Source organism: Rhodopseudomonas sp. WA056 (assembly GCF_010906995.1).
Lineage (GTDB): Bacteria > Pseudomonadota > Alphaproteobacteria > Rhizobiales > Xanthobacteraceae > Rhodopseudomonas > Rhodopseudomonas palustris_G.
The window spans coordinates 1-24,119 of sequence record NZ_QPFS01000076.1; the positions used below are offsets into that span (position 1 = coordinate 1).

The window sequence follows — 24,119 nt, forward strand, 5'->3', positions numbered from 1 at the left end:
GCATCATCCAGGGCTTCGGCTTCGGCCTGGTATTCGTGCCGCTGTCGACGGTGGCGTTCATGACGCTGCCAGGACATCTGCGCACCGACGGCACCGCCATGCTGACGCTGGTGCGCAACGTCGCCAGCTCGGTCGGGATCTCGGTGGTGATCGCCAAGCTGTCGTCGGGCACCACCACGGCACACGCCATCCTGTCCGAGCATATCAACCCGTTCAACGACGCGCTCCAGATGCCGAACGTCACCGGCATGATCGACCTGTCGACCACCACCGGCAAGGCGATGATCGACGCGATCGTCACCATGCAGGCGCAGATCATCGCGTTCTCGCACGACTACGCGATGGTGATGTTCCTGACCGCCGCCTCGGTGCCGATGGCAATCATCATCGGCTCGACCAAGGCCGCGCTGCGCAAGCAGGGCGAAGCCGCAGCGGATCATGCGGCGGTGATGGAGTAGCTTGTTCAGCTCCCCCACGCCGGAAGAGGCCGAGGGGCCCAGCAATTGAACAAGGCCGTCATTCCGGACGCCGCGCAGCGGCGATCCGGAATCCCGAGGTGATGTACACGGGATTCCGGGTTCGCTCACTGGCGTGAGCGCCCCGGAATGACCGGGTGATCCTTAGTTCACCTTCTCGATCGCCATCGCGACGCCCTGGCCGACGCCGACGCACATCGTGGCGAGCGCGAGCTTGCCGCCGCGCTTCTCCAGGCCGTGCACCGCGGTCAGCGCCAGACGAGCGCCGCTCATGCCGAGCGGGTGGCCGAGCGCGATCGCGCCGCCGTGCGGATTGACGAAGTCGGCGTCGTCTTGGACGCCGAGCTGGCGCATGCAGGCGATGCCCTGAGAGGCGAACGCTTCGTTCAGCTCGATCAGATCGAAGTCGCTGATCTTCAGCCCGAGCCGCTCCATCAGCTTCCTGGTGGCCGGCACCGGGCCGATGCCCATGATCCGCGGCGGCACCGCCGCCGAAGCGAGGCCGAGGATTTTGGCGCGCGGCGTCAGGCCGTATTTCTTCACCGCCGCGGCGGATGCGATCAGCAACGCGGCGGCGCCGTCATTGACACCGGAGGCGTTGCCGGCCGTGACGGTGCCCGGATTGCGCACGATCGGCTTCAGCTTGGCGAGGCCTTCGAGCGTGGTTTCGGGGCGCGGATGTTCGTCCTTGTCGACGGTGATCGGGCCGGCCTTGCCGCCCGAATACGTCACCGGCGCGATCTCCTCGGCGAAGTAGCCGGCCGCGATCGCCGCACCGGCGCGCTGCTGGGAGCGGATCGCGAACGCGTCCTGGTCGGCGCGCGAGATCTGGAACTCCTCGGCGACGTTCTCGCCGGTCTCCGGCATCGAATCGACGCCGTATTGCTGCTTCATCAGCGGATTGATGAAGCGCCAGCCGATCGTAGTGTCGAAAATGTCGGCGGTGCGGGCGAATGCTTCGGTCGCCTTGCCCTGCACGAACGGCGCGCGGGTCATCGACTCGACGCCGCCGGCGATCGCCAGATCGATTTCGCCGCCGCGGATCGCACGGCCTGCCGCGCCGACCGCATCGAGCCCGGAGGCGCACAGCCGGTTCAGGGTCTGACCGGGCACCGAATCCGGCAGGCCCGCCAGCAGCGCCGCCATCCGGGCGACGTTGCGGTTGTCCTCGCCGGCCTGGTTGGCGCAGCCGAAGAACACCTCGTCGACCGCGCTCCAGTCCATGTCGGGGTGCCTGGCCATCAGCGCCTTGATCGGCACCGCCGCGAGATCGTCGGTCCGAACCTTGGCGAGCGACCCACCGTACCGGCCGATCGGGGTGCGCACAGCGTCGCAGATGAACACGTCGGCCATCAGATTCTCCCTTGTTGGCATGACCCGGGCTGAGTGCCGGACTTGGGGGCGAGTTGTAGGAAGCCGGCCGGGCGCGGTCAATGTGCGCGGCATACGCGAAACCCGTGCATGGCCGGCGCCGCGCGGTAGGAAGCCCGGGGCGAATTTTGCTATGCATCGGCCATGACCTTCCGACCCGACATCGCTCCGCCGCCCGAACCCGCATTGCCCGCCGAGGCGCCGGCCAAAATGTCGCCGATGATGGAGCAGTACCACGAGATCAAGGCCGCCAATCCGGGCCTGCTCCTGTTCTACCGGATGGGCGATTTCTACGAGCTGTTCTTCGAGGACGCCGAGATCGCCTCGCGCGCGCTCGGCATCACGCTGACCAAGCGCGGCAAGCATCTCGGCGCCGACATTCCGATGTGCGGCGTGCCGGTGGAGCGCTCCGACGATTATCTGCACCGGCTGATCGCACTCGGCCACCGTGTCGCGGTGTGCGAACAGACCGAGGATCCGGCGGCGGCCCGCGCCCGCAAAAGCGTGGTGCGGCGGGACGTGGTGCGGCTGATCACGCCCGGCACGCTGACCGAAGACACCCTGCTCGACGCCCGCGCCAACAACTATCTGCTGGCGATCGCCCGCACGCGCGGCTCGTCCGGTGCCGACCGCATCGGTCTCGCCTGGATCGACATCTCGACCGGTGAGTTCTGCGTCACCGAGTGTTCGACCGGCGAACTCGCCGCGACGCTGGCGCGGATCAATCCGAACGAAGCGATCGTGCCGGACGCGCTCTATAGCGACACTGAACTCGCCCCGACCCTGCGCGAGCTCGCCGCCGTCACGCCGCTGACCCGCGACGTGTTCGATTCAGCCACCGCCGAGCGGCGGCTGTGCGATTACTTCGCCGTCGCCACCATGGACGGCCTCGCCGCGTTGTCACGGCTGGAGGCGACCGCGGCGGCGGCCTGCGTCACCTATGTCGACCGCACCCAGCTCGGCAAACGCCCGCCGTTGTCGCCGCCAGCGCGCGAAGCATCCGGCACCACGATGGCGATCGACCCGGCGACCAGGGCCAATCTCGAACTCACCCGGACGCTCGCCGGCGAGCGCCGCGGCTCGCTGCTCGACGCGATCGATTGCACCGTCACCGCCGCCGGGTCGCGGCTGCTGGCGCAGCGGCTCGCCGCGCCGCTGACCGATGCGGCTGCGATCGCGCGCCGGCTCGATGCGGTCGAGGCTTTCGCGGCAGATTCCGGGCTTCGCGAACAGATCCGCAGCTCGCTCCGCGCGGCGCCCGACATGGCGCGCGCACTGGCGCGGCTGTCGCTCGGCCGCGGCGGCCCGCGCGACCTGGCGAACTTGCGCGACGGCATCCGCGCCGCCGACGAGGTGCTGACGCAGCTCGGCCAGCTCGCCACGCCGCCGCAGGAAATCTCGGCCGCGATCGCGGCGCTGCAGCGCCCCTCGCGCGAGCTGTGCGCCGAGCTCGGCCGCGCGCTCGCCGACGATCTGCCGCTATTGAAGCGCGACGGCGGCTTCGTGCGCGACGGCTACGAGCCGGCGCTCGACGAGACCCGCAAGCTGCGCGACGCCTCGCGTCTGGTGGTGGCGTCGATGCAGGCGCGCTACGCCGACGACACCGGCATCAAGACGCTGAAGATCCGGCACAACAATGTGCTGGGCTACTTCGTCGAAGTCTCGGCGCAGCACGGCGAAAAATTGATGGCGCCGCCGCTGAACGCCACCTTCATCCATCGCCAGACGCTGGCCGGGCAGGTCCGCTTCACCTCCGCCGAACTCGGCGAGATCGAGGCCAAGATCGCCAATGCCGGCGATCGCGCGCTCGGGCTCGAGCTGGAAATCTTCGACCGCCTCAGCGCATTGATCGATGCCGCCGGCGACGACCTGCGCGCCGCCGCGCATGCGTTCGCGCTGCTCGACGTCGCCACCGCGCTGGCCAAGCTCGCATCCGACGACAACTACGTCCGGCCCGAAGTCGACGACTCGCTGTCGTTCGCGATCGAAGGCGGCAGGCATCCGGTGGTCGAGCAGGCACTGAACAAGGCCGGCGAGCCGTTCATCGCCAATGCCTGCGACCTGTCGCCCGGCCCGGCGCAAAAGAGCGGCCAGATCTGGCTTCTGACCGGCCCGAACATGGCCGGTAAATCGACCTTCCTGCGTCAGAACGCGCTGATCGCGCTGCTCGCCCAGGTCGGCAGCTTCGTGCCGGCGAGCCGGGCCCGGATCGGCATCGTCGACCGGCTGTTCTCCCGCGTCGGCGCCGCCGACGACCTCGCCCGTGGCCGCTCCACCTTCATGGTCGAGATGGTCGAGACCGCCGCCATCCTGAACCAGGCGTCCGAACGGGCGCTGGTGATCCTCGACGAGATCGGCCGCGGCACCGCGACCTTCGACGGCCTATCGATCGCCTGGGCGGCGATCGAGCATCTGCACGAACAGAATCGTTGCCGCGCGCTGTTCGCGACGCACTACCACGAGCTGACCGCGCTGTCGGCCAAGCTGCCGCGGCTGTTCAACGCCACGGTGCGGGTCAAGGAATGGCGCGGCGAGGTCGTATTCCTGCACGAAGTGCTGCCGGGCTCGGCCGACCGCTCCTACGGCATCCAGGTCGCTAAGCTCGCCGGCCTGCCGGCGAGCGTCGTGGCGCGGGCCAAGACGGTATTGGCCAAGCTGGAGGCCAACGATCGCGGCCAGCCAAAGACGCTGATCGACGACCTGCCGCTGTTCGCCATTACCGCCCTCGCGCCGGCCGAAGCCGCCCCGCCGAGCGAGGCGGAGCCTTTGATCGAGGCGGTCAAGGCGCTACACCCCGACGAGATGACTCCGCGCGAAGCGCTCGACGCGCTGTATGCGCTCAAGGCCAAGCTGCCGAGCGCAAACTGACGTCCGGCCTGCGTCAGGCGCTCAATCGGGACGGACAGCAAAATGGCCGGGGGCGAGCCCCGGCCATTTCAACAAATAACTCTTTGAAAATGTTACTTCTTCGCCGGCGCCGGGGCGGCCGGTTTGGCGGCATCCGCCGGTTTGGCCGCGTCCGGCTTCGCCGGCGCCTGGTCCATCCGCTCCACCTTGGCGGCCTGGCGCAGCTTGCTGACGTAATCCGACTGCGCCTTGCGGGCGACGTACTGCTCGATCTGAGCCTTGACCTGGTCGAAGCTCGGCGGCTTACGGTTGCGCTTTTCTTCGACCTTGATGATGTGCCAGCCGAACTGACTCTTCACCGGGTCCGAGATCTTGCCCGGCTCCAGCGCAAACGCCACCGCGGAGAATTCCGGCACCATCTGGTCCTTGGTGAAGAAGCCGAGATCGCCGCCATCCGACGCGCCCGGATCCTTGGACTTCTTCTTCGCCAGCTCGGCGAAATCGGCGCCCTTCTTCAGCTCCTCGGCGACCGCCTTGGCCTCGTCCTCGGTCTCGACCAGAATGTGCCGCGCGTGGACTTCCTGCTCGCCGGAAATCTGCTTGGCGGCCTCCTCGTAGACCTTCTTCATCGCCTCGTCGGTGGTCGCGGCCTTGCCCTCGGCGGCGAGCACGTCGTCCATGAGCAGGCGATTGCGGGCGAAATCCAGCCGTTTCTTGAAATCGGCGCTGTCCTGGATCTTCTTGTCCTCGGCAGCCTTGGCGACGATCTTCATGTCGATCAGGAAGGCGAGCACGTTTTCCTTCTTGCTCGCCGGATCCATCTGGGCGAGGCTCGGGCCGAGCTCCTGCTCGGCGAGATCGACGTCGCTCTGGCGGATTTCGGCACCGTTGACCTTGGCGAGGACCGGGTTGGCATCTTCGGCGCGCACCGCGGGGGCGGCCAGCAGCGCAAATGCGAGACAACCTGTCACAGCCGCGCTGAGGAGGCCGGCGCGCAGGCCGGATGAGACTGCGTTGGACGCAGGTGTCATGGAAAATCCTTGTCTTGAAAGCCGGGGTGTCGGGGCGCCCGGAGAGTCACCCAATCGCGGCACCTTGGCAACGCGAAAACTCTGTCAAAATGATGAAATCCCTGAAAGGTCGGCGCGTTGACAACCCCCAGGCCCAGCCATATCTGTGCCGCCACAGGCTCGGGTCGGGCGGTCGTCGCGCGACCGCGCCCCGAGCAGCCGGCCCTCGGATTGCTGGATTACCAATCATTTCGCGCGAGCACCTGTATTCTGATAGGTGCCCGAGCGTCACGATGAGTTGATAGTGGCTCGAGCGAACGGCATTACGGCTGCGAAGTCACACCGCAACAACAGGAAGCTGGCATGATCGGCGCGTTCGCCCGCAAACTCTTCGGCTCCGCTAACGACCGCAGGGTCAAGGGTTACCAGTCGCGGGTCGCCGCAATCAATGCGCTCGAGCCGGAATTGTCCAAGCTTTCGGACGAGGCGCTGCGCGCCCGAACGGCCGAATTCCGCGCCGAGCTGGCCGCCGGCAAGACTCTCGACGACCTCCTAGTCCCTGCCTTCGCCACCGTCCGCGAGGCGGCCAAGCGCACGCTGGGCCAACGCCATTTCGACGTGCAGTTGATCGGCGGCATGGTGCTGCACGAGGGCGACATCGCCGAAATGAAGACCGGCGAAGGCAAGACGCTGGTCGCCACCCTCGCGGTCTATCTCAACGCGCTGCCGGGCAAGGGCGTGCATGTCGTCACAGTCAACGACTACCTCGCCACCCGCGACTCCGGCTGGATGGGCCAGATTTACGGCTTCCTCGGCATGACCACCGGCGTGATCGTGCACGGTCTCGACGACAGCCAGCGCCAGGCCGCCTATGCCTGCGACATCACCTACGGCACCAACAACGAATACGGCTTCGATTATCTGCGCGACAACATGAAGTACCGGCTGGAGGACATGGTCCAGCGCGGGCATCATTTCGCGATCGTCGACGAAGTCGACTCGATCCTGATCGACGAAGCCCGCACCCCGCTGATCATCTCCGGCCCGCTGGACGACCGTTCGGACTTCTACAACACCATCGACACCTTCATCCCGCGGCTCGACAAGTCGGATTACGACGTCGACGAGAAGCAGCGCACCGTGACGCTGACCGAAGGCGGTATGGAGAAGATCGAGACGCTGCTGCGTGACGCCGGCCAGCTCCGGGGCGAGTCGCTCTACGATATCGAGAACGTCTCGGTAGTGCACCATGTCAACCAGGCGCTGCGCGCCCACGCCCTGTTCCACCGCGACAAGGACTACATCGTTCGCAACGACGAGGTGGTGATCATCGACGAGTTCACCGGCCGCATGATGCAGGGCCGGCGCTATTCCGAAGGCCTGCACCAGGCGCTGGAAGCCAAGGAGCACGTCACCGTCCAGCCGGAAAACCAGACGCTCGCTTCGATCACTTTCCAGAACTATTTCCGGATGTACGACAAGCTCGGCGGCATGACCGGTACGGCGGCCACCGAGGCCGACGAGTTCTTCGACATCTACAAGCTCGAAGTGGTCGAGATCCCGACCAACCTGCCGATCGCCCGTCTCGACGAAGACGACGAGGTGTATCGTACCCAGGGAGAGAAATACGCCGCGATCCTCGCCGAGGTCGAGCGCGCCAACAAGCGGATGCAGCCGGTGCTGGTCGGTACAGGCTCGATCGAAAAGTCCGAGGTGCTGGCCGAGTATCTGAAGAAGAACGGCTACAAGCAGATCGACTTCACCGACCCGAAGGGAATGGACAAGCTGTATGCGGCGGCGCGCGCGGGCAAGCCGGCAAAGCTGTTCGCAGTGCTGAACGCGCGCTTCCATGAACAGGAAGCCTATATCGTCGCCGAAGCCGGCGTGCCGGGCGCGATCACCATCGCCACCAACATGGCGGGTCGCGGCACCGACATCAAACTCGGTGGATCGCTGGAGATGCGGATTCAGCAGGAAGCCGCGCACATCACCGACGAAGCCGAGAAGGCGGCGAAGATTGCCGAGATCAAGGCCGACATCGAGCGCTTCCGCACCATGGTGCTGAACGCCGAGGACGAGATCGAGATCGAGCCCGCCAAGGGCAACAAGCCGGCCAAGACCGCCAAACGCCCCGGCGGTCTGTATATTATCGGCTCGGAGCGCCACGAAAGCCGCCGCATCGACAACCAGCTCCGCGGCCGTTCCGGACGTCAGGGCGACCCGGGTCGCTCCAAGTTCTTCCTGTCGCTGGAAGACGACCTGATGCGGATCTTCGGATCGGGCAAGCTCGACACCATGCTGACCCGCCTCGGCCTGAAGGAAGGCGAGGCGATCATCCATCCCTGGATCAACAAGGCGCTGGAAAAGGCGCAGCAGAAGGTCGAGGCGCGCAACTTCGACATCCGCAAGAACCTCTTGAAGTTCGACGACGTCCAGAACGACCAGCGCAAGGTGATCTTCGACCAGCGCGTCGAGCTGATGAAAGAAGACAGCGTGGCCGAGACGGTCACCGACATGCGCCACACCTATATCGAGGATCTGGTTTCCAAGTACGTGCCCGAGCACGCTTATGCCGAGCAGTGGGACGTCGCCGGACTGAAGGCGGAATTGCAGCGCGTGGTCGGCTTCGACATTCCGGTCGACGAATGGGCGAAGGAAGAAGGCATCGCCGACGAGGAGCTGATGACCCGGCTGGAGCGGGTGTTCGACGAGCACATGGCCGCCAAGGTCGGGCAGTGGGGCACCGACGTGATGCGCTACGCCGAAAAGAGCATCCTGCTGCAGACGCTCGACCATCTGTGGCGCGAGCATCTGGTGATGCTCGACCATCTGCGCCAGGTGATCGGCCTGCGCGGCTACGGCCAGCGCGATCCGCTGCAGGAGTACAAATCCGAAGCGTTCAATCTCTTCCAGGAGATGAGCTCACACCTGCGCGAGGCGGTGACCGCACAACTGATGCGGGTCGAGATCATTCCGCCGGATCAGCCGCAGGAGCTGCCGCCGATGGAGGTCCATAAAATGGACCCCGATACGGGCGAAGACGAAATGGCGCTTGCCAGCGTCTCGCTTGCTCCGGCCCAGGCGGCCGACAAGGCCGCTCGGGATCCGAACAAGCCGGAGACCTGGGGCAAGGTCGGCCGCAACGAGGACTGCCCCTGCGGCTCCGGCAAGAAGTACAAGCACTGCCACGGCCGCTACGCGTAAAGAGCTGCAGGCCTGATCAGGACACTCGCAATGCCCGGCCTCAGGCCGGGCATTTTGCTGTCTGGAATTCGAACCCGCAGCGGTCATTCCGGGGCGCGCAGCAACGCTGCGCGAACCCGGAATCACGGGATTGTTGAAATCCTGCTGGGGTCCCGAACGGCGAGATTTCCGGGTTCGCAGGCTGCGCCTGCGCCCCGGAATGACTGAATGATAGCTCTCCGCAGAAAGAGCGCGCCGCCTCAGCGGAACGCCGAGAAGCGGCTGTCGAACGAATTCGACGAAACCACCGGGGCGCCGCCGGAGATCATACCGGACGGCCTGGCTGAGGCCGACGAGGTGGTTTCGGCGGCATCGACGCTCGGCTTCAACGGCGGACGTGACGCAGCGGCCTGCTTGGTCTCGGAAGCCTTCGGCGCGGCGCCTTGCGGACGCGGCGCTGGCTCGTGGCGCGTCGCGGTGCTGACCGGTGCCGACGGCACCGGCCGGGCGGACGTGGCCGACTCGTTGCCGGGCTTGTGGCTGCCGGCGAGCAGACTGCCGATATCGTCCTTGGACGCCGAGGCGACACGCGCCTTCGCAGCGCCTCCGCTCGATTCAGCCGGAGCTGCAATCAGCAGATTGTCGGACGGACGCGGCGGGTTGACGGTCGGCGGGATCGTGCCGGGCGCACGATCGAACGACGCCAGCGTAGTCGATTCGGGCGTGTCGGACAGGCCGGTCGAGGCCTCGGGAATCTTCGATGCGAACACGTGGTTCATGCCGCCGTCGATGCCGGTATTGAGGCGCGCCACCGGCGTCCCCTTGGCGATCAGCTCGGCGATCTTGACGCTGTCCTGCCTGTCCTTCTCGCGCACCGCCTGGGCGATGTCGGGACGCACCTCGTAGGCCGGACATTTGGCCGAGGCGTTGAACTGCAACGGCTTGGTCGAGCCCGGCGGCGGCGCCGCGTCGAACACGTACTTCTGCTCGCAGAAATCGACCTTGGGCTCCTGCCGCGTCACTTCGAAATGGTCGTAGCCCTGCTTCAGCATCTTCCAGAACGGCATGTTCGGATTGTTGCGATGCTTGGCGAAATTGGCCGGCGTCATCTTGAACGGATAGGCCTGGAGCTGGAAGGCGCGCTGGCCGCCGAAGAACGACTCGCGCCCGAGCGCGTAGATCTCTGCGATCTGCTCGTCGGTCATCGCGTAGCAGCCGCGCGACGAGCAGTCGCCGTGCACCATCAGTTGCGAGCCGGTTCGACCGAGCGATTTGTCGAATGCGTTCGGATAGCCGGTGTTGAACGACAGATAGTACGAGGACTGCGGGTTCATCTGACCCGGAGAGATCGAATAGAACCCTTCGGGCGCCTGCCGGTCGCCTTCGCGGATCTTCGGACCCAGATCGCCGGACCAGCGGCAGATCGGATAGGATTTCAGCAATTGAAAGACGCCGGTTCGGTCCTGCTTCCAGACCTCGAGTTCGGCTTCCTGCTTGAACAGCCGCACCAGGATCGGCGACTGCAGGTCCATGTTCTTTTCCTGCATCGCCGCAACCAACTTGGGCGGCACCGGCTGGCTGGCCTTTGCATTGGTCGCCAGCGCCATCTGATCGCTGTTGCAGCCGGCGAGCAGCGGCATCGTCGCCAGCGCAGCCGTCACAAGCAACGCGCGTACAAGCGGGCTTTTCGTCACCACGAAGCTCCCCCGACGACAGGCCAACCCGCACCCCACATTCGAGTCACCCCGGCCGTCCAGCTTCCGCGACAGCGCATCCACGACCGAAAATCTTGCGACTTCCAGCGGATTCGACCGTTCGCATTTACCAAACTCTGCAAGCCATCGGCGCCAAGGCCTCGGCACCGCGGAATTGTTACAAGATTATCCTTAAGCCCTTGGGGTCGCAAGCCGATGAGGGCAGCGATGGGGCGCTCCAGACATCATGGTCAAGGAACATTGAATCGCCGGGCCGCGGCGAAACTGCGGCCGACCGCCGAAATTCGCACCAGCGCCGCTGACTTGGTTAAGATTTGACCAATTCGTCGACCCCTCGCAGCGAGGACGCGATCAGGCCAGTTTTCGGCCGATGTCGAGGAATTTCTGCCGGCGATGAGCGCGGATCGCATCGCGGCCCTGCCCCTTCAGCTCGGCGAAAGCCGCCGCGATGGCGTCGCCCGCCGTGGCGATCATCGCCGCCGGATCGCGATGGGCGCCGCCCTTCGGCTCGGCGAGAATCTGGTCGATCACCCCGAACTTCAGCAGGTCCTGGGCGGTGATCTTCATCGAGTTCGCCGCCTCCTGAGCCTTGGTGCCGTCACGCCACAGGATCGAAGACGCCGCTTCCGGCGAGATCACGCTGTACACCGCGTGCTCCAGCATCAGCACCTTGTTGGCGGTGGCGATCGCGATCGCACCGCCGGAGCCGCCTTCGCCGATCACTACGGCGACATTGGGCACGCCGAGCTGCAGGCAGGCCTCAGTCGAACGCGCGATCGCCTCGGCCTGACCGCGCTCTTCGGCGCCGATGCCCGGATAGGCGCCCGCGGTGTCGACCAGCGACAGCACCGGCAGATCGAACCGGTCGGCCATTTCCATCAGCCGCACCGCCTTGCGATAGCCTTCCGGCCGCGCCATGCCGAAATTGTGCCGTAGCCGGCTCTCCGTGGTCGACCCCTTCTCCTGGCCGATCACGCAGACGCTTTCGCCGCGGAAGCGGCCGAAGCCGCCGACCAGCGCCTCGTCATCGCCGAACTTGCGGTCGCCGGCCAACGGGGTGAATTCGGTGATCAGCGCTTCGATGTAGTCGACGCAATGCGGCCGCTGCGGATGGCGAGCCACTTGAGTCTTCTGCCAGGGCGTCAGCGCGGCGTAGAGATCGTGCAGCGCCTGCTGCGCCTTCTCCTCGATCTTCTCGACTTCCTCGTGGATGTCGCTGCCTGAGGCCGCAAGCGTCCGCAGTTCGTCGATCTTGGAATCGAGTTCCGCCACCGGCTTTTCGAAGTCGAGATAGCTGCGCATGGGCCCGGACATGACTAGAGCGATATGGGGAGGAAAGCTGCGGCCGATAGGGGCCGCCCGGCTTTTCAAGCCATCCGGGAGCCAAGTCAAGCGGATGGGACAAGCCGCGCTTCGCATCCACCGGCGCGGCGGATGCGAATGCGTCGCGTCGCCGGGCGACACGAGCATGAGCCCGACGGCCGGCATGGCGGGCCGATCCGCCGCCGGCACCGCCTCACGGCTTGATGATTACAGCCGCTCGATCCGGCTGGCGACCTCATCGATCAGGGCCACCGCTTCGTGCAGCTTGGCCTTGTCGAGACCTTCGCCAAGGCGGTTCTGCAGCACGCTGCGCAGATTTTGCATCGCACGCCGGGCTGGAGCCGCATCGATCCGCTCGCGCATCGCGCCCAACGCATCGAGCCGGGCGATGATCGCGGCGAGTTCGGCGGCGTGGGCGGCGAGATGCGCGGCGCCCTCCGCCGTCGCGGCGAACTGCTTGCGAGCGCCTTCGGTGAGCTGCTCTTCGATCAATCCCATTTCGCTGAGCATCGTCAGCGTCGGATAGACGATACCCGGACTCGGCGCATAGGCACCGCCGGTGCGCTCTTCGATCGCCCGGATCAGATCGTAACCGTGACGGGGCTTGTCAGCGATCAGCTTGAGCAGCAGCAGCCGCAATTCGCTGCCATCGAACATCCGCCGACCGCCGCCCCGGCGACCATGTCCGGGATGACCGACCCCGCCGATCTCGTCCTCCCATCCGCCGCCCCGGCGCGGTCCAGCGTGGAACGCCTGCGCATGATGGCCGTGACCGCGGCCGGAACGGCCGTGCCGGCCAGGAAACTGCATCTCTTTGTGAAACCCAAACATTCGCGTCAGCCTCATCGTTTAAGATGCACTCAAGATATATCATCAACGGACCACGTCAAGATCGTCCATGATATATCTTGGACCCACAAGACAGGCCCGTCGGTCCGTCTAGTCAGGACCGGTTGGACAAAGGGTGCAGGTCGCGCACCAGACTCTTCAAACGCTCCTCGACCACGTGGGTGTAGATCTGGGTGGTCGAGATATCGCTGTGGCCGAGCAGCGTTTGCACGATGCGCAGATCGGCGCCGTTGTGCAGCAAATGGCTGGCGAAGGCGTGGCGCAGCACGTGTGGACTGACCAGCCGCGGCGACAGCCCGGCGCGTGCTGCCAAATCCTTCAGATCCCTTGCAAAATGCTGCCTGGTGAGATGTCCGCTGTCGCCGAAGGACGGAAACAGCCATTTCGAGGAGGCGCCCTTGGGGTCTTTGGCGACAGCCGCGACTTCTTCGAGATAACGCGCCATCGCCTGCTTGGCGCCGGCATTGAGCGGCACCAGCCGTTCCTTGTCGCCCTTGCCGCGCACCACGATAATCCGGGCGTCGCGCCGGGCCGCCGACAGTGGCAGCGCCATCAGCTCGGAGACACGCAGGCCGGTCGCGTACAGCACTTCGAGCAGACAATTCAGCCGGGCCGCACGCAGCCGCGCGGCTCCCTCTGCGGCGTCGGCCTCCTGGCGGGCGCAAGCGAGCAGCCGGTCGACATCGGCAATCGACAGCACCTTGGGCAGGCTGCGACCGCGCTTCGGCCCGGCCAGGATCGCGGCCGGATCGTCGGCGCGAATCCGTTCGCTGAGCAGAAACCGGAACAAATGCCGCAGCGCCGACAGCCGACGGGCAACGCTGGAAGTGGCGAAGCCCCGCTTGTCGAGGTCCGCCAGATAGCCGCGCAGCGCCGCGGTGTCGGCAGCCCCGATGCGGAGCCGGCGGCGGGAGAGAAAGTGCGACAGGTCGGCCAGATCGCGCCGATAGGCGTCGAGCGTGTTGGCGGAGGCGCCCTGCTCGGCCGCGATCATGTCGAGGAACAGCTCGGTCAGCCCGGCGTCGGAATACGAGGTCGGGCGGAGCGGAGCGGCCTGAGCTTCCGACTCGGGCTGCACGGCGGTCCTGGAGATGGTTCGCGGTCGTCGCATCCGACCAACCTAGCGTCTATTTCTTGAGAAACTTGTCCGGCTGGATGGTCACGGTCATTTCCCGGGTGTTCGGGCTGACGAAATGCGCCAGCACAAAGATCGTCCCGTATATGATACCGCCGACCACGGCGATCACCGTGAGGAACCGAAACAAGGTGGGCATGCGCGGATCTCGGTGGCGGCGTTGCAATCGGACGGGGGGACTACGACCATGTTCGCCGAGTCCTTGCAAGAGACACTGGCCTGTGCGGCGACCGGGGTAGTATAGCTGGCCCTTTCAGTCCCACGGATGCCGCGAATGTCTGAAACCGTACCGACGGCTGCTGCCGGCAGGTCGCCCGAGGAAGCCGCGATCGTCGCGGCGCTGGGCGATCGCCCGGTCGTGCTCATCGGCATGATGGGTGCTGGCAAATCCACCGTCGGACGGCGTCTGGCGCTACGGCTCGGGCTGCCGTTTCTCGATGCCGACACCGAGATTGAAACGGCCGCGGCGATGACCATTCCGGAGATCTTCCAGACCCACGGCGAGCCGCATTTCCGCGACGGCGAGGCGCGGGTGATCGCCCGGCTGCTGGACGGCGGCACCAAGGTGCTGGCGACCGGCGGCGGTGCATTCATGCGCGAGGAGACGCGTGACCGGATTCGCGACAAGGCAATCTCGCTGTGGCTGGAAGCAGAGGCCGACGTGATCCTGCGACGGGTCAAGCGCCGTGCTGATCGCCCGTTGCTGAAGACCCCCGATCCGGCCGGCACCATCGCCCGGCTGATTGCCGAGCGCTATCCGCTGTATCGCGAAGCCGACATCACCATCGCATCGCGCGACGTGCCACACGAGAAGATCGTCGACGAATGCGTCGCCGCGCTCCACCACTATCTATGCGGCGCGCCCGCCCCAACCATGAGCGAGACTTCATGAACGCCCCGCAGAAACACTCCGCCCCGATCACCGTCGAAGTCGCCCTCGGCGACCGCGCCTATGACATCGTGATCGGCCGCGACGTGATCGCCTCGCTGGGCGAACGGATCGCCAAGCTGCGCCCCGGCGCACGCACCGCGATCGTCACCGATCGCACTGTGGCGAAGACCTGGCTGAAACGCGCCGAAGAGGTGCTCGACCAGGCCGGCATCGCACATGCCTCGGTGATCGTCGGCGAAGGCGAAAGCTCCAAGAGCTATGCGGGGCTCCAGCAGGTGTGCGAGGCGCTGATCGCCGCCAAGATCGAGCGCAATGATCTGGTGATCGCGCTCGGCGGCGGCGTGATCGGCGATCTTGCCGGCTTCTCGGCCTCGCTGCTGCGCCGCGGCGTCGATTTCGTGCAGGTTCCGACCTCACTGCTGGCGCAGGTCGACTCCTCGGTTGGCGGCAAGACGGGCATCAACTCGCCGCAGGGCAAGAACCTGATCGGCACGTTCCATCAGCCGGTGCTGGTGCTGGCCGACACCGCAATCCTCGATACGCTGTCGCCGCGGCAATTCCGCGCCGGCTATGCCGAAGTGGCGAAATACGGCGCGCTCGGCGACGAGGCGTTTTTCGCCTGGCTCGAAGCCAACCATGCCGAGCTGTTCAGCGGCGGCGCCGCGCGCGAGCACGCGGTGGCCACCTCGTGCCGGGCCAAGGCCGCGATCGTCGCCCGCGACGAACGCGAGACCGGCGACCGCGCGCTGCTCAATCTTGGCCACACCTTCGGCCACGCGCTGGAAGCTGCGACCGGATTCTCGGACCGGCTATTCCACGGCGAGGGCGTGGCAATCGGCATGGTGCTGGCAGCGGAATTCTCCGTCGAGCGCGGCATGATGCCGGCGGCCGACGCGCAGCGGCTGGCCAAGCATCTCGCCGACGTCGGCCTGCCGACGCGGCTGCAGGACATTGCCGGCTTCATCCAGGAAGGCCTTGCCGACGCCGACCAGTTGATGGCGCTGATGGCGCAAGACAAGAAGGTCAAGCGCGGCGAACTCACCTTCATCCTGATGGAAGGCATCGGCCGCGCGGTGATCGCCAACAAGGTCGAGCCTGCGCCGGTGCGCGACTTCCTCGCCAGCCAGCTCGCGCACAGATCGTGAGCGAGCGCGACCTCATGGAGTGGGTCACGTTCGGCATCGTGATCGCCTGCCTGTTCGGCTCGGCGTTCTTCTCGGCCAGCGAGACCGCACTGACGGCAGCCTCGCGCGCCAACATGATGCGGCTGGCCAAGCAGGGTAGCAGCAACGCCGGCATCGTCGGCCGGCTCCTGGGGATGCGCGAGCGGATGATCGGCGCGCTGCTGCTCGGCAACAACGTCTTCAATATCGGCGCGTCCGCGCTGGCGACCGGCCTGTTCACCGCATGGTTCGGCGAGCTGGGCGTGCTCTACGCCACCGCGGTGATGACCGCGCTGGTGGTGATCTTCGCCGAGGTGATGCCGAAGACCATCGCGATCTCGGCACCGGATCGCTTCGCACTGTTGGTCGCCAAGCCGATGCGGCTGATGGTGCTGGTGCTCGGTCCCGTGCTCGTGGTGATCGAGGCCCTGGTGCGTGTGCTGATGCGGCTGCTCGGCATCAAGCTCGGCGCCAACCAGTCGCTGCTGTCGGCAACCGAACGGCTGCGCGGCGCGGTCGAGCTGATTCACCACGAGGGCGGCGTCGCCAAGCACGATCGCGACATGTTCGGCGGCTTGCTCGACCTCAATGAGTTGCAGGTCTCCGACGTGATGGTTCACCGCACCGAGATGGTGATGGTCAACGCAGACCTGCCGCCCGACGAATTGGTCCGCGAGGTTCTGGCCACCGAATACACCCGGATTCCGCTTTGGCGCGACAAGCCGGAGAACATCATGGGCGTGCTGCACGCCAAGGATCTGCTGCGTGCTTTGCGCGCCGCCGACGGCGACGCATCCAAGATCGAGGTCGGCAAGATCGCGCTTCCGCCGTGGTTCGTACCGGAAATGCGCCCGGTCTCGGAACAGCTCAAGGCGTTCCGCACCCGCAAGACTCACTTCGCGCTGGTGGTCGACGAATACGGCGAAGTCGAAGGCATGGTGACACTCGAGGACATCCTCGAGGAAATCGTCGGTGATATTTCCGACGAACACGACGTCGTGGTCGCAGGCGTCCGTACCCAGCCGGACGGCTCGGTCGTGGTCGACGGCTCGGTGCCGATCCGCGACCTCAACCGCGCGATGGACTGGAACCTGCCGGACGAGGAAGCCACCACCGTCGCCGGCCTTGTGATCCACGAGGCACGGTCGATTCCGGAGCGCGGCCAGAATTTCACCTTCCACGGATTCCGGTTTCGCGTGCTGCGCCGCGAGCGCAACCGCATCACCGCACTACGCATCTCCCCGGTGCCGCGCGAGGGCGAGGCCGAACTGATCGAAACGAGCAACCGGAAGACACGGGCCGGATCGGCGTAGGCCGGCGCTGCGCTCGGAGCATTTTCGAGCGACGAGGAGGCCGGTTCGCGTGAAGAAGACGCGTCGATGGAAACAGCTCGACCGGGTGTGAGCTTCAGGCTTCGCCGGGTGCCTTGGCCTTGATCGCCAGCGCGTGGACGCCGCCCGTCAGTTCCGCGGCGAGGAGTTCGTTGATCATGCGATGGCGATCGAGCCGGCTCTTGCCGGCGAACGCGGCGGACACGATATTGACCCGGAAATGAGTCTCGCTGCGGCCGGCGTGCCCCGCGTGCCCTTCGTGCAGATTGGATTCGTCGACGACGTCGAGGCTTTCCGGCGTGAAAGCTTCGCGCAACTTCTGCGTGATAGAGTCCTGAGTGCCCATGCCCGATGCCCACCGTCGGCCGTTATTTCGTCAAACACGTCTGCGACGCATCAACCCGGGGGGCGCTCGGAATGTCAAGACTTGAAGCCCGAAGCGTTGCGTAGTCAAAGTCCGCCCATGCCAATCGACTCGTCCAAATTCTTCGACAAGATCCGCGTCAAGCCGCGGGCCGCGGAAGTGGCGCGCGAAGCCGCGCGCGAACAGGTGCGGATGTGCGATGCGCCGGGCTGCACCAGCCGCGCCGCGCACCGCGCGCCGAAGGGGCGCGGCCACGAAAAGGACTATTGGCATTTCTGTCTCAATCATGTCCGGGAATTCAACCAGGGCTATAATTTCTTTCAAGGGATGAATCCCGATGACGTCGCCCGCTACCAGAAGGACGCGCTGACCGGCCATCGCCCGACCTGGAAGATGGGGCAGAACGGTGCCCGCAGCCGCGCGCGCAGCCCCGAGGATCTCGAAGGCGCCGCCGATCCGTTCAACGTGTTCAACGAATTCACCGGCAGCCGCCGCCGGCGCCGCGGACCTGATCCCGCCGAGGAGGTGCGCGCCGAGCCGCGCAAGGTGTTCAACGCCGAACGCAAGGCGCTGCAGGTGATGGGCCTGGACAGCGACGCTACGCTCGAAGTGGTCAAGGCCAAGTACAAGGCGCTGGTCAAACAGCATCACCCCGACGCCAATGGTGGCGACCGCTCGACCGAAGACCGCCTGATCGAAATCATCAAGGCCTACAACTATCTGAAGACGGTGGTCCGGAGCTGATGCGGCGCTACGGCCGTTTGTTTTTGACGGGATCAGGATCACACCCGATCCTCAGGATCCGGGCTGCGGGCTCCCGAACGGTCAGGTCCGCTTCAACCAATCGACGAAGCTCTCTACTCTAACGGGCTTGTGTGCCGGAGCGCCGGCGCCGATACGCCCAAACGCCCAGCACCGCCATTCCGGCGACACCGGCCACCACCGGCAGCCAATGATGCAGCGTCGCATGGTCGCGCTCGAGCACGGTGGCCGCCAGCACGCCCGGCAGCACGTGAGCCGGCGCCCAGATCAGGATCGCCGGCACGTCGACCGCGAAGAAGCGCTGCGGCGTCATCTGCAGCGCACCCGCGGTGACCGGCACGAACGCCCGGATCGGCGGAACAAAGCGGCCGAACAGTACCGCCCAGACTCCCCAGCGTCGGAAGAAGCTCTCGGCCCGCGCCACCAGATCTGGATAGGTCGACAGCGGCCAGGCACTGAGAATCCGGCGCTGCGCCCGGTGGCCGGTCCAGTATGCGGCGCCGTCGCCGATCAGCGCGCCGGCGATCGCCGAGGCAAGAACGCCGACCGGATTCAGCTCGCCACCGGGAATCAGCGCGCTCAGCGCCAGAATCACCGTGGAGCCCGGCACCAGCGAGCCAAGCACCGGTACCGCTTCCAGCAGCGCAGCCAGGAACAACACCAGATAGGCCCAGCCGGCATGGGCCGCAGCGAATGCGACCAGCGAATCGAGGAATGAACTCAAGGCGCGTCTTGCTCCGGCTGATCGGTCGACGATGGCGGCAAGCTTACGGCGCCTGTACCTGCTGAAAAGTTGCGCGGCTTGCCGGTTCGCCCGCCGGATTCGCAACGCTGCCTTCCCAAAACCGCGCCGCGCTCTTATCTCAATGAAACATCGACGGAACTTTGATCGCGCGGCGGGCTTCTGCGGATCGCGGCTGTCTGCTAGGTTCAATTCCGCACTCAACCGCATCCACCACGAAGATCGGGTTTCGGGCGCGTCCGGGACCACGGAGGATTGATGACCGCCGCTACGACCACTGCTCCGGAGATCGCCGGCCTTCCCGACATGAACGTGTCGGTCCGGCAGGTCTTCGGCATCGACAGCGATCTTGAAGTTCCGGCCTATTCCGAGGTCGACCCCCACGTACCGGACGTCGATCCGGATTACCGCTTCGATCGCGCCACCACCCTCGCCATTCTGGCCGGTTTCGCCAAGAACCGCCGCGTCATGGTCACCGGCTTCCACGGCACCGGTAAATCCACCCATATCGAGCAGGTCGCGGCGCGGCTGAACTGGCCGTGCGTCCGCGTCAACCTCGATAGCCACATCAGCCGAATCGACCTGGTCGGCAAGGACGCGATCGTGGTCCGCGACGGCAAGCAGGTCACCGAATTCCGCGACGGCATCCTGCCCTGGGCGCTGCAGCACAATGTCGCGCTGGTGTTCGACGAATACGACGCCGGCCGTCCCGACGTTATGTTCGTGATCCAGCGCGTGCTGGAAATCTCCGGACGACTGACGCTGCTCGACCAGAACAAGGTCATCAAGCCGCATCCGGCGTTCCGACTGTTCGCCACCGCCAATACCATCGGCCTCGGCGACACCTCCGGCCTGTATCACGGCACGCAGCAGATCAATCAGGGCCAGATGGACCGCTGGTCGATCGTCACCACGCTGAACTATCTGCCGCACGACGAGGAAGTCGAGATCGTGCTCGCCAAGGCGAAGCACTATCGGAACGCCGAAGGCCGCGACACCGTCAACAAGATGGTGCGGCTCGCCGATCTGACCCGCAACGCCTTCGCTAACGGCGATCTGTCGACGGTGATGAGCCCGCGCACGGTGATCACCTGGTCGGAGAACGCCGAGATCTTCGGCGACATCGGTTTCGCGTTCCGCGTCACCTTTCTCAACAAATGCGACGAGCTGGAGCGCCCGCTGGTGGCGGAATTCTATCAGCGCTGCTTCAACGCCGAGCTGCCGGAGAGTTCGGTCAACATCGCGATGAGCTGACCCCAACAGCCTCTCCTTGCGCGCGAGGAGAGGCGGAAGGCAGGCGATGACAACGACCAAGTCGAAGCTGCGCAGTGATCCGATCGAGCCGGCGACGCCAAAGCCGTCGCGGCGGCACCGGGAAGATCTGTACGGCTGGGTCCAGGATCAAGTCGCTCTCCTCAAAGCGGGGCGGCTGTCGGAAATCGACGCAGTCAACATCGCGGACGAGTTGGGCGACGTGGGCAGGACAGAGTACGACAAGCTGCAAAGCGCCATCCGAGTCGTCCTGTTGCATCTGCTGAAGTGGGACCATCAACCGGAACGGCGATCCCGGAGCTGGGTGCTGTCCGTCCGGGAGCATCGCAGGCGGATTGGGCGTCTCTTGCGGGACAACCCAAGCCTGCAGCCGCGCATATCCGACGGGATCGCCGAGGCCTATGAGGACGCTATGGACGATGCCGTGAAGGAAACAGGACTGACCGAAACGGCTTTTCCCGCGACTTGTCCCTACGATTGGCGCGCCATCGTAGAACGCGTGATCGAGCACGACGAACTGCAATCACCACGCCGGCATTGATCAGCATGACCACCCAGAACACCAAAATCCGCACCGGATCGAAGGAAGCACCGACCGAGCCGTTCAAGCGCGCGGTGACCTCGTGCTTGCGCGCGATCGCCAAGGCGCCGGACCTGGAAGTCAGCTTCGCGGCCGAGCGCCCAGGCCTTGCACCGGGCAAGGCGCGGCTCCCCGAACCGGCCCGGAAGATGAGCAAGCGCGACGCTGCGATCGTGCGCGGCCACGCCGATTCGATCGCGCTGAAGCTCGCCTGTCACGATCCGAAAGTGCATCGCAAACTGATGCCGGGCAATCCGCAGGCGCGCGGCGTGTTCGAGGCGGTCGAGCAGGCGCGGGTCGAAGCGCTCGGTGCGCGGCGGATGGCCGGCGTCGCCAAGAACCTCACCGCGATGCTCGACGATCATTTCCATCGCGGCAAGTTCGACGAAATCACCGACCGTGCCGACGCGCCGCTGTCGGACGCGCTGGCGATGCTGGTGCGCGAACGGCTGACCGGGCTGGCGCCACCCACGGCCGCCAAGAAGCTGGTCGACTTGTGGCGACCGGTGCTGGAAGACAAGCTCGGGCCGCGGCTGGATCAGCTCGAACGCTTCGCGGAAAATCAGGCGAAGTTCGGCGATGTGATCCACGACATGCTCGACGCGCTCGAGCTCGGTGACGACCGCGACACCGAGACCGACGAGGAAGACAACCAGGACGACAAGCAGGAAGGCGAAAACGACCAGGGCGGCGCCGAGGGGCAGCCGGAAGGCGAATCCGCGCAAGAAATGAGCGCGGAGCAGGCCGAGGCAACCACCGACGACGTCAGCGACAGCCAGATGGAAAGCGCTCAGGCCTCCGCCTCCGACGCTTTCGACGATTGCGAAATGGGCGAGGACGAGACGCCGGGCGAAGCGACTCGGCCGCACAATCGCGGCGCCAACGAGCCGCGCGGCCCGGAATATCACGCCTTCGCGCCAAAGTTCGACGAGATCGTCGCCGCCGAAGACCTCTGCGATCACGACGAACTGGAGCGGCTGCGCAGCTATCTGGACAAGCAGCTTGCGCATCTGCAGGGGATCGTGGCCCGCCTCGCCAACCGGCTGCAGCGCCGACTGATGGCGCAGCAGAACCGCGCCTGGGACTTCGACCTCGAAGAAGGCATTCTCGATCCGGCGCGTCTGTCGCGCGTGGTGATCGACCCGTTCCATCCGCTGTCGTTCATGAGCGAGAAGGAAGCAACCTTCCGCGACACCGTGGTGACGCTGCTGCTCGACAATTCCGGCTCGATGCGCGGCCGTCCGATCACCGTGGCGGCGACCTGCGCCGACATTCTGGCGCGCACGCTGGAGCGTTGCGGCGTCAAGGTCGAGATCCTCGGCTTCACCACGCGTGCCTGGAAGGGCGGACAATCGCGCGAGGCCTGGCTCGCTGCCGGCAAGCCGGCCAACCCGGGCCGGCTCAACGACCTTCGCCATATCATCTACAAGTCGGCGGACGCGCCGTGGCGCCGGGCTCGCAAGAACCTCGGGCTGATGATGCGCGAGGGCCTGCTCAAGGAAAACATCGACGGCGAAGCGCTGGACTGGGCGCACAAGCGGCTGCTCGGCCGCCCCGAGCAACGCAAGATCCTGATGATGATCTCGGACGGCGCTCCGGTCGACGATTCGACGCTGTCGGTCAATCCCGGCAACTACCTCGAACGGCATCTGCGCCACATCATCGAGGAGATCGAGACCCGCTCGCCGGTCGAGCTGATCGCGATCGGCATCGGCCACGACGTCACGCGCTACTATCGCCGTGCTGTTACAATCGTCGATGCGGAAGAACTCGGCGGCGCGATCACCGAAAAGCTCGCCGAGCTGTTCAGCGAAACCGCGGCGCCCGCCGCCGCGCCGGGTCCGCATCGCCGCCGGCTGCATTCGTGAGCGCTTCAGGCTGAGATGAGCCGATGAGCGCTCTGCGGGGCGATGCTGGACAGCAGAGCGACCACACGGTCGACGCGTGCGCGTCCCCACCGGACGTCGGCGCCACGACGCGCCGCCGCCTGATCGCGGGTGGCCTGTCGTTCGGCGCCGCCGCGGCGCTGGCGTCGTTCGCGCCGGCGAACGCACTGGCGCAGGGCAGACAGCCAGGAGCCGACGAACTGACGCCGCCGGCGCCTCGCTCGATCGAAGTACGAGCACGCCCCATCGAGCATTTCGATCTGCGAGACCGTGCCCGCCGCCAGTTCGGCGTGCTGCAGTTTCGTAGCGGCCTGATCCTGACCTCGTCCTTCCGCGGCTTCGGCGGGCTATCCGGCCTACGGCTCGATCCGCGCGGCGAACGCTTCGTCGCAATCAGCGATAAGGCAACCTGGTTCACCGGCCGCATCGTCTATGCCGGATCGGTCATGACCGGGCTTGCCGACGTCGAGGCCGCGCCGCTGCTGGCTGCCGATGGGGCACCGTTCCGCGCCCGAAAATGGTACGATAGTGAGTCGCTCGCGTTCGACGGCGGCACCGCCTATGTGGGCTTCGAGCGCGTCAACCAGATCGTCAAATTCGAGTTCGGCCACGGCGGGGTGCGATCCCGCGGGCAGCCGATCGCCATCCCGCCGGCGCTGCGCAAACTCCCGAACAACAAGGGTATCGAGGCCTTGGTCATGGTGCCGAGGCCACATCCGCTCAGCGGGACGCTGATCGCCGTCTCGGAACGGGGCCTGGATGCGGCGCGCAACACCATCGGCTTCCTGATCGGCGGCAGAACGCCCGGCCAGTTCGCGATCCATCGCACCGCGAACTACGACATCGCCGACGCGGCGCTGCTGCCCGACGGCGACTTGCTGATCCTGGAGCGCAAATTCTCCTGGATCGAAGGCGTCCATATTCGGATTCGGCGGATCGCGCTTCGCGCCATCGTACCAGGGGCAACAGTCGACGGGCCCGCGATCTTTGAAGCCGATCTCGGCCATGAGATCGACAACATGGAGGCCCTCGACGTCCATCTCGATGAAGAGGGCGCGATCGTGCTGACGATGCTGTCGGACGACAATTTCTCGATGCTGCAGCGAACGCTGCTGCTGCAGTTCAGCCTGATCCCGGATTGAGCCTGGACAACCTGAACATGGAGCGTGCCGGGCAAATCGGGCACCGTTCGTGTGACGCACACATCGACACGAGATT

Annotated in this window: 19 protein-coding genes and 1 pseudogene; 11 read left to right on the top strand and 9 right to left on the bottom strand. The window is 65.8% G+C overall.

Going from position 1 to position 24,119, the window contains the following annotated elements:
* Positions 1–458 (top strand): annotated as a pseudogene (locus DU475_RS15290) (EmrB/QacA family drug resistance transporter); the annotation flags it as partial.
* Positions 459–620: 162 nt separating this feature from the next.
* Here the strand turns inward: DU475_RS15290 and pcaF are convergent.
* Positions 621–1,829 carry a 3-oxoadipyl-CoA thiolase gene (pcaF, locus tag DU475_RS15295; RefSeq protein WP_164632612.1) on the bottom strand — a complete coding sequence of 403 codons (1,209 nt, stop codon included), beginning with the start codon at positions 1,827–1,829 and terminating at the stop codon, positions 621–623.
* A 162-nt stretch (positions 1,830–1,991) separates the two neighbouring features.
* Here pcaF and mutS point away from each other — a divergent pair, with 162 nt between their 5' ends.
* Positions 1,992–4,715, top strand: coding sequence for a DNA mismatch repair protein MutS (gene mutS, locus DU475_RS15300; protein ID WP_164632613.1), 2,724 nt, complete (start codon positions 1,992–1,994; stop codon positions 4,713–4,715).
* A 92-nt stretch (positions 4,716–4,807) separates the two neighbouring features.
* Here the strand turns inward: mutS and DU475_RS15305 are convergent, their stop codons facing one another.
* Positions 4,808–5,725: a peptidylprolyl isomerase gene (locus DU475_RS15305; RefSeq protein WP_013500379.1), complete on the bottom strand. Its 918-nt coding sequence runs from the start codon at positions 5,723–5,725 to the stop codon at positions 4,808–4,810.
* A 342-nt stretch (positions 5,726–6,067) separates the two neighbouring features.
* Between DU475_RS15305 and secA the strand changes: the two genes are divergently transcribed.
* Positions 6,068–8,908 (top strand): preprotein translocase subunit SecA, encoded by a 2,841-nt coding sequence (secA, locus tag DU475_RS15310; RefSeq protein ID WP_013500378.1) that lies wholly within the window; start codon positions 6,068–6,070, stop codon positions 8,906–8,908.
* 239 nt (positions 8,909–9,147) lie between these two features.
* Here secA and DU475_RS15315 read toward each other — a convergent pair whose 3' ends face one another.
* The 5 genes from DU475_RS15315 to DU475_RS15335 all read right to left on the bottom strand — a co-directional run bounded on the left by DU475_RS15315 (position 9,148) and on the right by DU475_RS15335 (position 14,048).
* Positions 9,148–10,581, bottom strand: coding sequence for a L,D-transpeptidase family protein (locus DU475_RS15315; RefSeq protein ID WP_164632614.1), 1,434 nt, complete (start codon positions 10,579–10,581; stop codon positions 9,148–9,150).
* A gap of 372 nt (positions 10,582–10,953) precedes the next feature.
* A complete protein-coding gene (locus DU475_RS15320) occupies positions 10,954–11,916 on the bottom strand; it encodes an acetyl-CoA carboxylase carboxyltransferase subunit alpha (protein ID WP_041806973.1) in 963 nt (320 codons plus the stop codon).
* 216 nt (positions 11,917–12,132) lie between these two features.
* On the bottom strand, positions 12,133–12,756 hold the full coding sequence (locus tag DU475_RS15325) for a PadR family transcriptional regulator (RefSeq protein WP_013500375.1): 624 nt from the start codon (positions 12,754–12,756) through the stop codon (positions 12,133–12,135).
* Positions 12,757–12,868: 112 nt separating this feature from the next.
* Entirely contained in the window at positions 12,869–13,885 is a 1,017-nt protein-coding gene (gene xerD, locus DU475_RS15330; RefSeq protein ID WP_164632615.1) for a site-specific tyrosine recombinase XerD, read from the bottom strand.
* Positions 13,886–13,901: 16 nt separating this feature from the next.
* Positions 13,902–14,048 (bottom strand): hypothetical protein, encoded by a 147-nt coding sequence (locus tag DU475_RS15335; RefSeq protein ID WP_013500373.1) that lies wholly within the window; start codon positions 14,046–14,048, stop codon positions 13,902–13,904.
* Positions 14,049–14,183: 135 nt separating this feature from the next.
* On the opposite strand from DU475_RS15335, the gene DU475_RS15340 reads away from it, so the two are divergent.
* The 3 genes from DU475_RS15340 to DU475_RS15350 are packed head-to-tail and all read left to right on the top strand — an operon-like array spanning position 14,184 to position 17,277.
* Positions 14,184–14,801: a shikimate kinase gene (locus tag DU475_RS15340; protein ID WP_047308142.1), complete on the top strand. Its 618-nt coding sequence runs from the start codon at positions 14,184–14,186 to the stop codon at positions 14,799–14,801.
* The gene (gene aroB / locus DU475_RS15345; RefSeq protein WP_013500371.1) at positions 14,798–15,946 is read left to right on the top strand and encodes a 3-dehydroquinate synthase; all 1,149 of its coding nucleotides are present in this window, start codon (positions 14,798–14,800) and stop codon (positions 15,944–15,946) included. Before DU475_RS15340 ends, aroB begins: the two co-directional genes overlap by 4 nt.
* Before the next feature lie 14 nt (positions 15,947–15,960).
* Complete coding sequence (locus DU475_RS15350) at positions 15,961–17,277, top strand: HlyC/CorC family transporter (RefSeq protein WP_013500370.1); 1,317 nt, start codon at positions 15,961–15,963, stop codon at positions 17,275–17,277.
* 94 nt (positions 17,278–17,371) lie between these two features.
* Here the strand turns inward: DU475_RS15350 and DU475_RS15355 are convergent, their stop codons facing one another.
* A complete protein-coding gene (locus tag DU475_RS15355; protein ID WP_164632616.1) occupies positions 17,372–17,641 on the bottom strand; it encodes a BolA family protein in 270 nt (89 codons plus the stop codon).
* A 117-nt stretch (positions 17,642–17,758) separates the two neighbouring features.
* Here DU475_RS15355 and DU475_RS15360 point away from each other — a divergent pair, with 117 nt between their 5' ends.
* Positions 17,759–18,403 (top strand): J domain-containing protein, encoded by a 645-nt coding sequence (locus DU475_RS15360; RefSeq protein WP_013500368.1) that lies wholly within the window; start codon positions 17,759–17,761, stop codon positions 18,401–18,403.
* A gap of 118 nt (positions 18,404–18,521) precedes the next feature.
* Here the strand turns inward: DU475_RS15360 and DU475_RS15365 are convergent, their stop codons facing one another.
* Positions 18,522–19,145: a DedA family protein gene (locus tag DU475_RS15365; protein WP_142883840.1), complete on the bottom strand. Its 624-nt coding sequence runs from the start codon at positions 19,143–19,145 to the stop codon at positions 18,522–18,524.
* Positions 19,146–19,421: 276 nt separating this feature from the next.
* On the opposite strand from DU475_RS15365, the gene cobS reads away from it, so the two are divergent.
* From cobS to DU475_RS15385, 4 genes are read left to right on the top strand one after another with little or no spacing between them, the layout of a single operon-like run.
* Positions 19,422–20,417 carry a cobaltochelatase subunit CobS gene (gene cobS, locus DU475_RS15370; RefSeq protein ID WP_013500366.1) on the top strand — a complete coding sequence of 332 codons (996 nt, stop codon included), beginning with the start codon at positions 19,422–19,424 and terminating at the stop codon, positions 20,415–20,417.
* A gap of 46 nt (positions 20,418–20,463) precedes the next feature.
* Positions 20,464–20,976, top strand: a complete 513-nt coding sequence (locus DU475_RS15375; protein ID WP_013500365.1) for a DUF29 domain-containing protein — start codon at positions 20,464–20,466, stop codon at positions 20,974–20,976.
* 5 nt (positions 20,977–20,981) lie between these two features.
* Positions 20,982–22,883: a cobaltochelatase subunit CobT gene (gene cobT / locus DU475_RS15380; RefSeq protein WP_164632617.1), complete on the top strand. Its 1,902-nt coding sequence runs from the start codon at positions 20,982–20,984 to the stop codon at positions 22,881–22,883.
* Between the two features lie 23 nt (positions 22,884–22,906).
* Positions 22,907–24,043: an esterase-like activity of phytase family protein gene (locus DU475_RS15385; protein ID WP_164632618.1), complete on the top strand. Its 1,137-nt coding sequence runs from the start codon at positions 22,907–22,909 to the stop codon at positions 24,041–24,043.
* Positions 24,044–24,119: the final 76 nt, after the last annotated feature.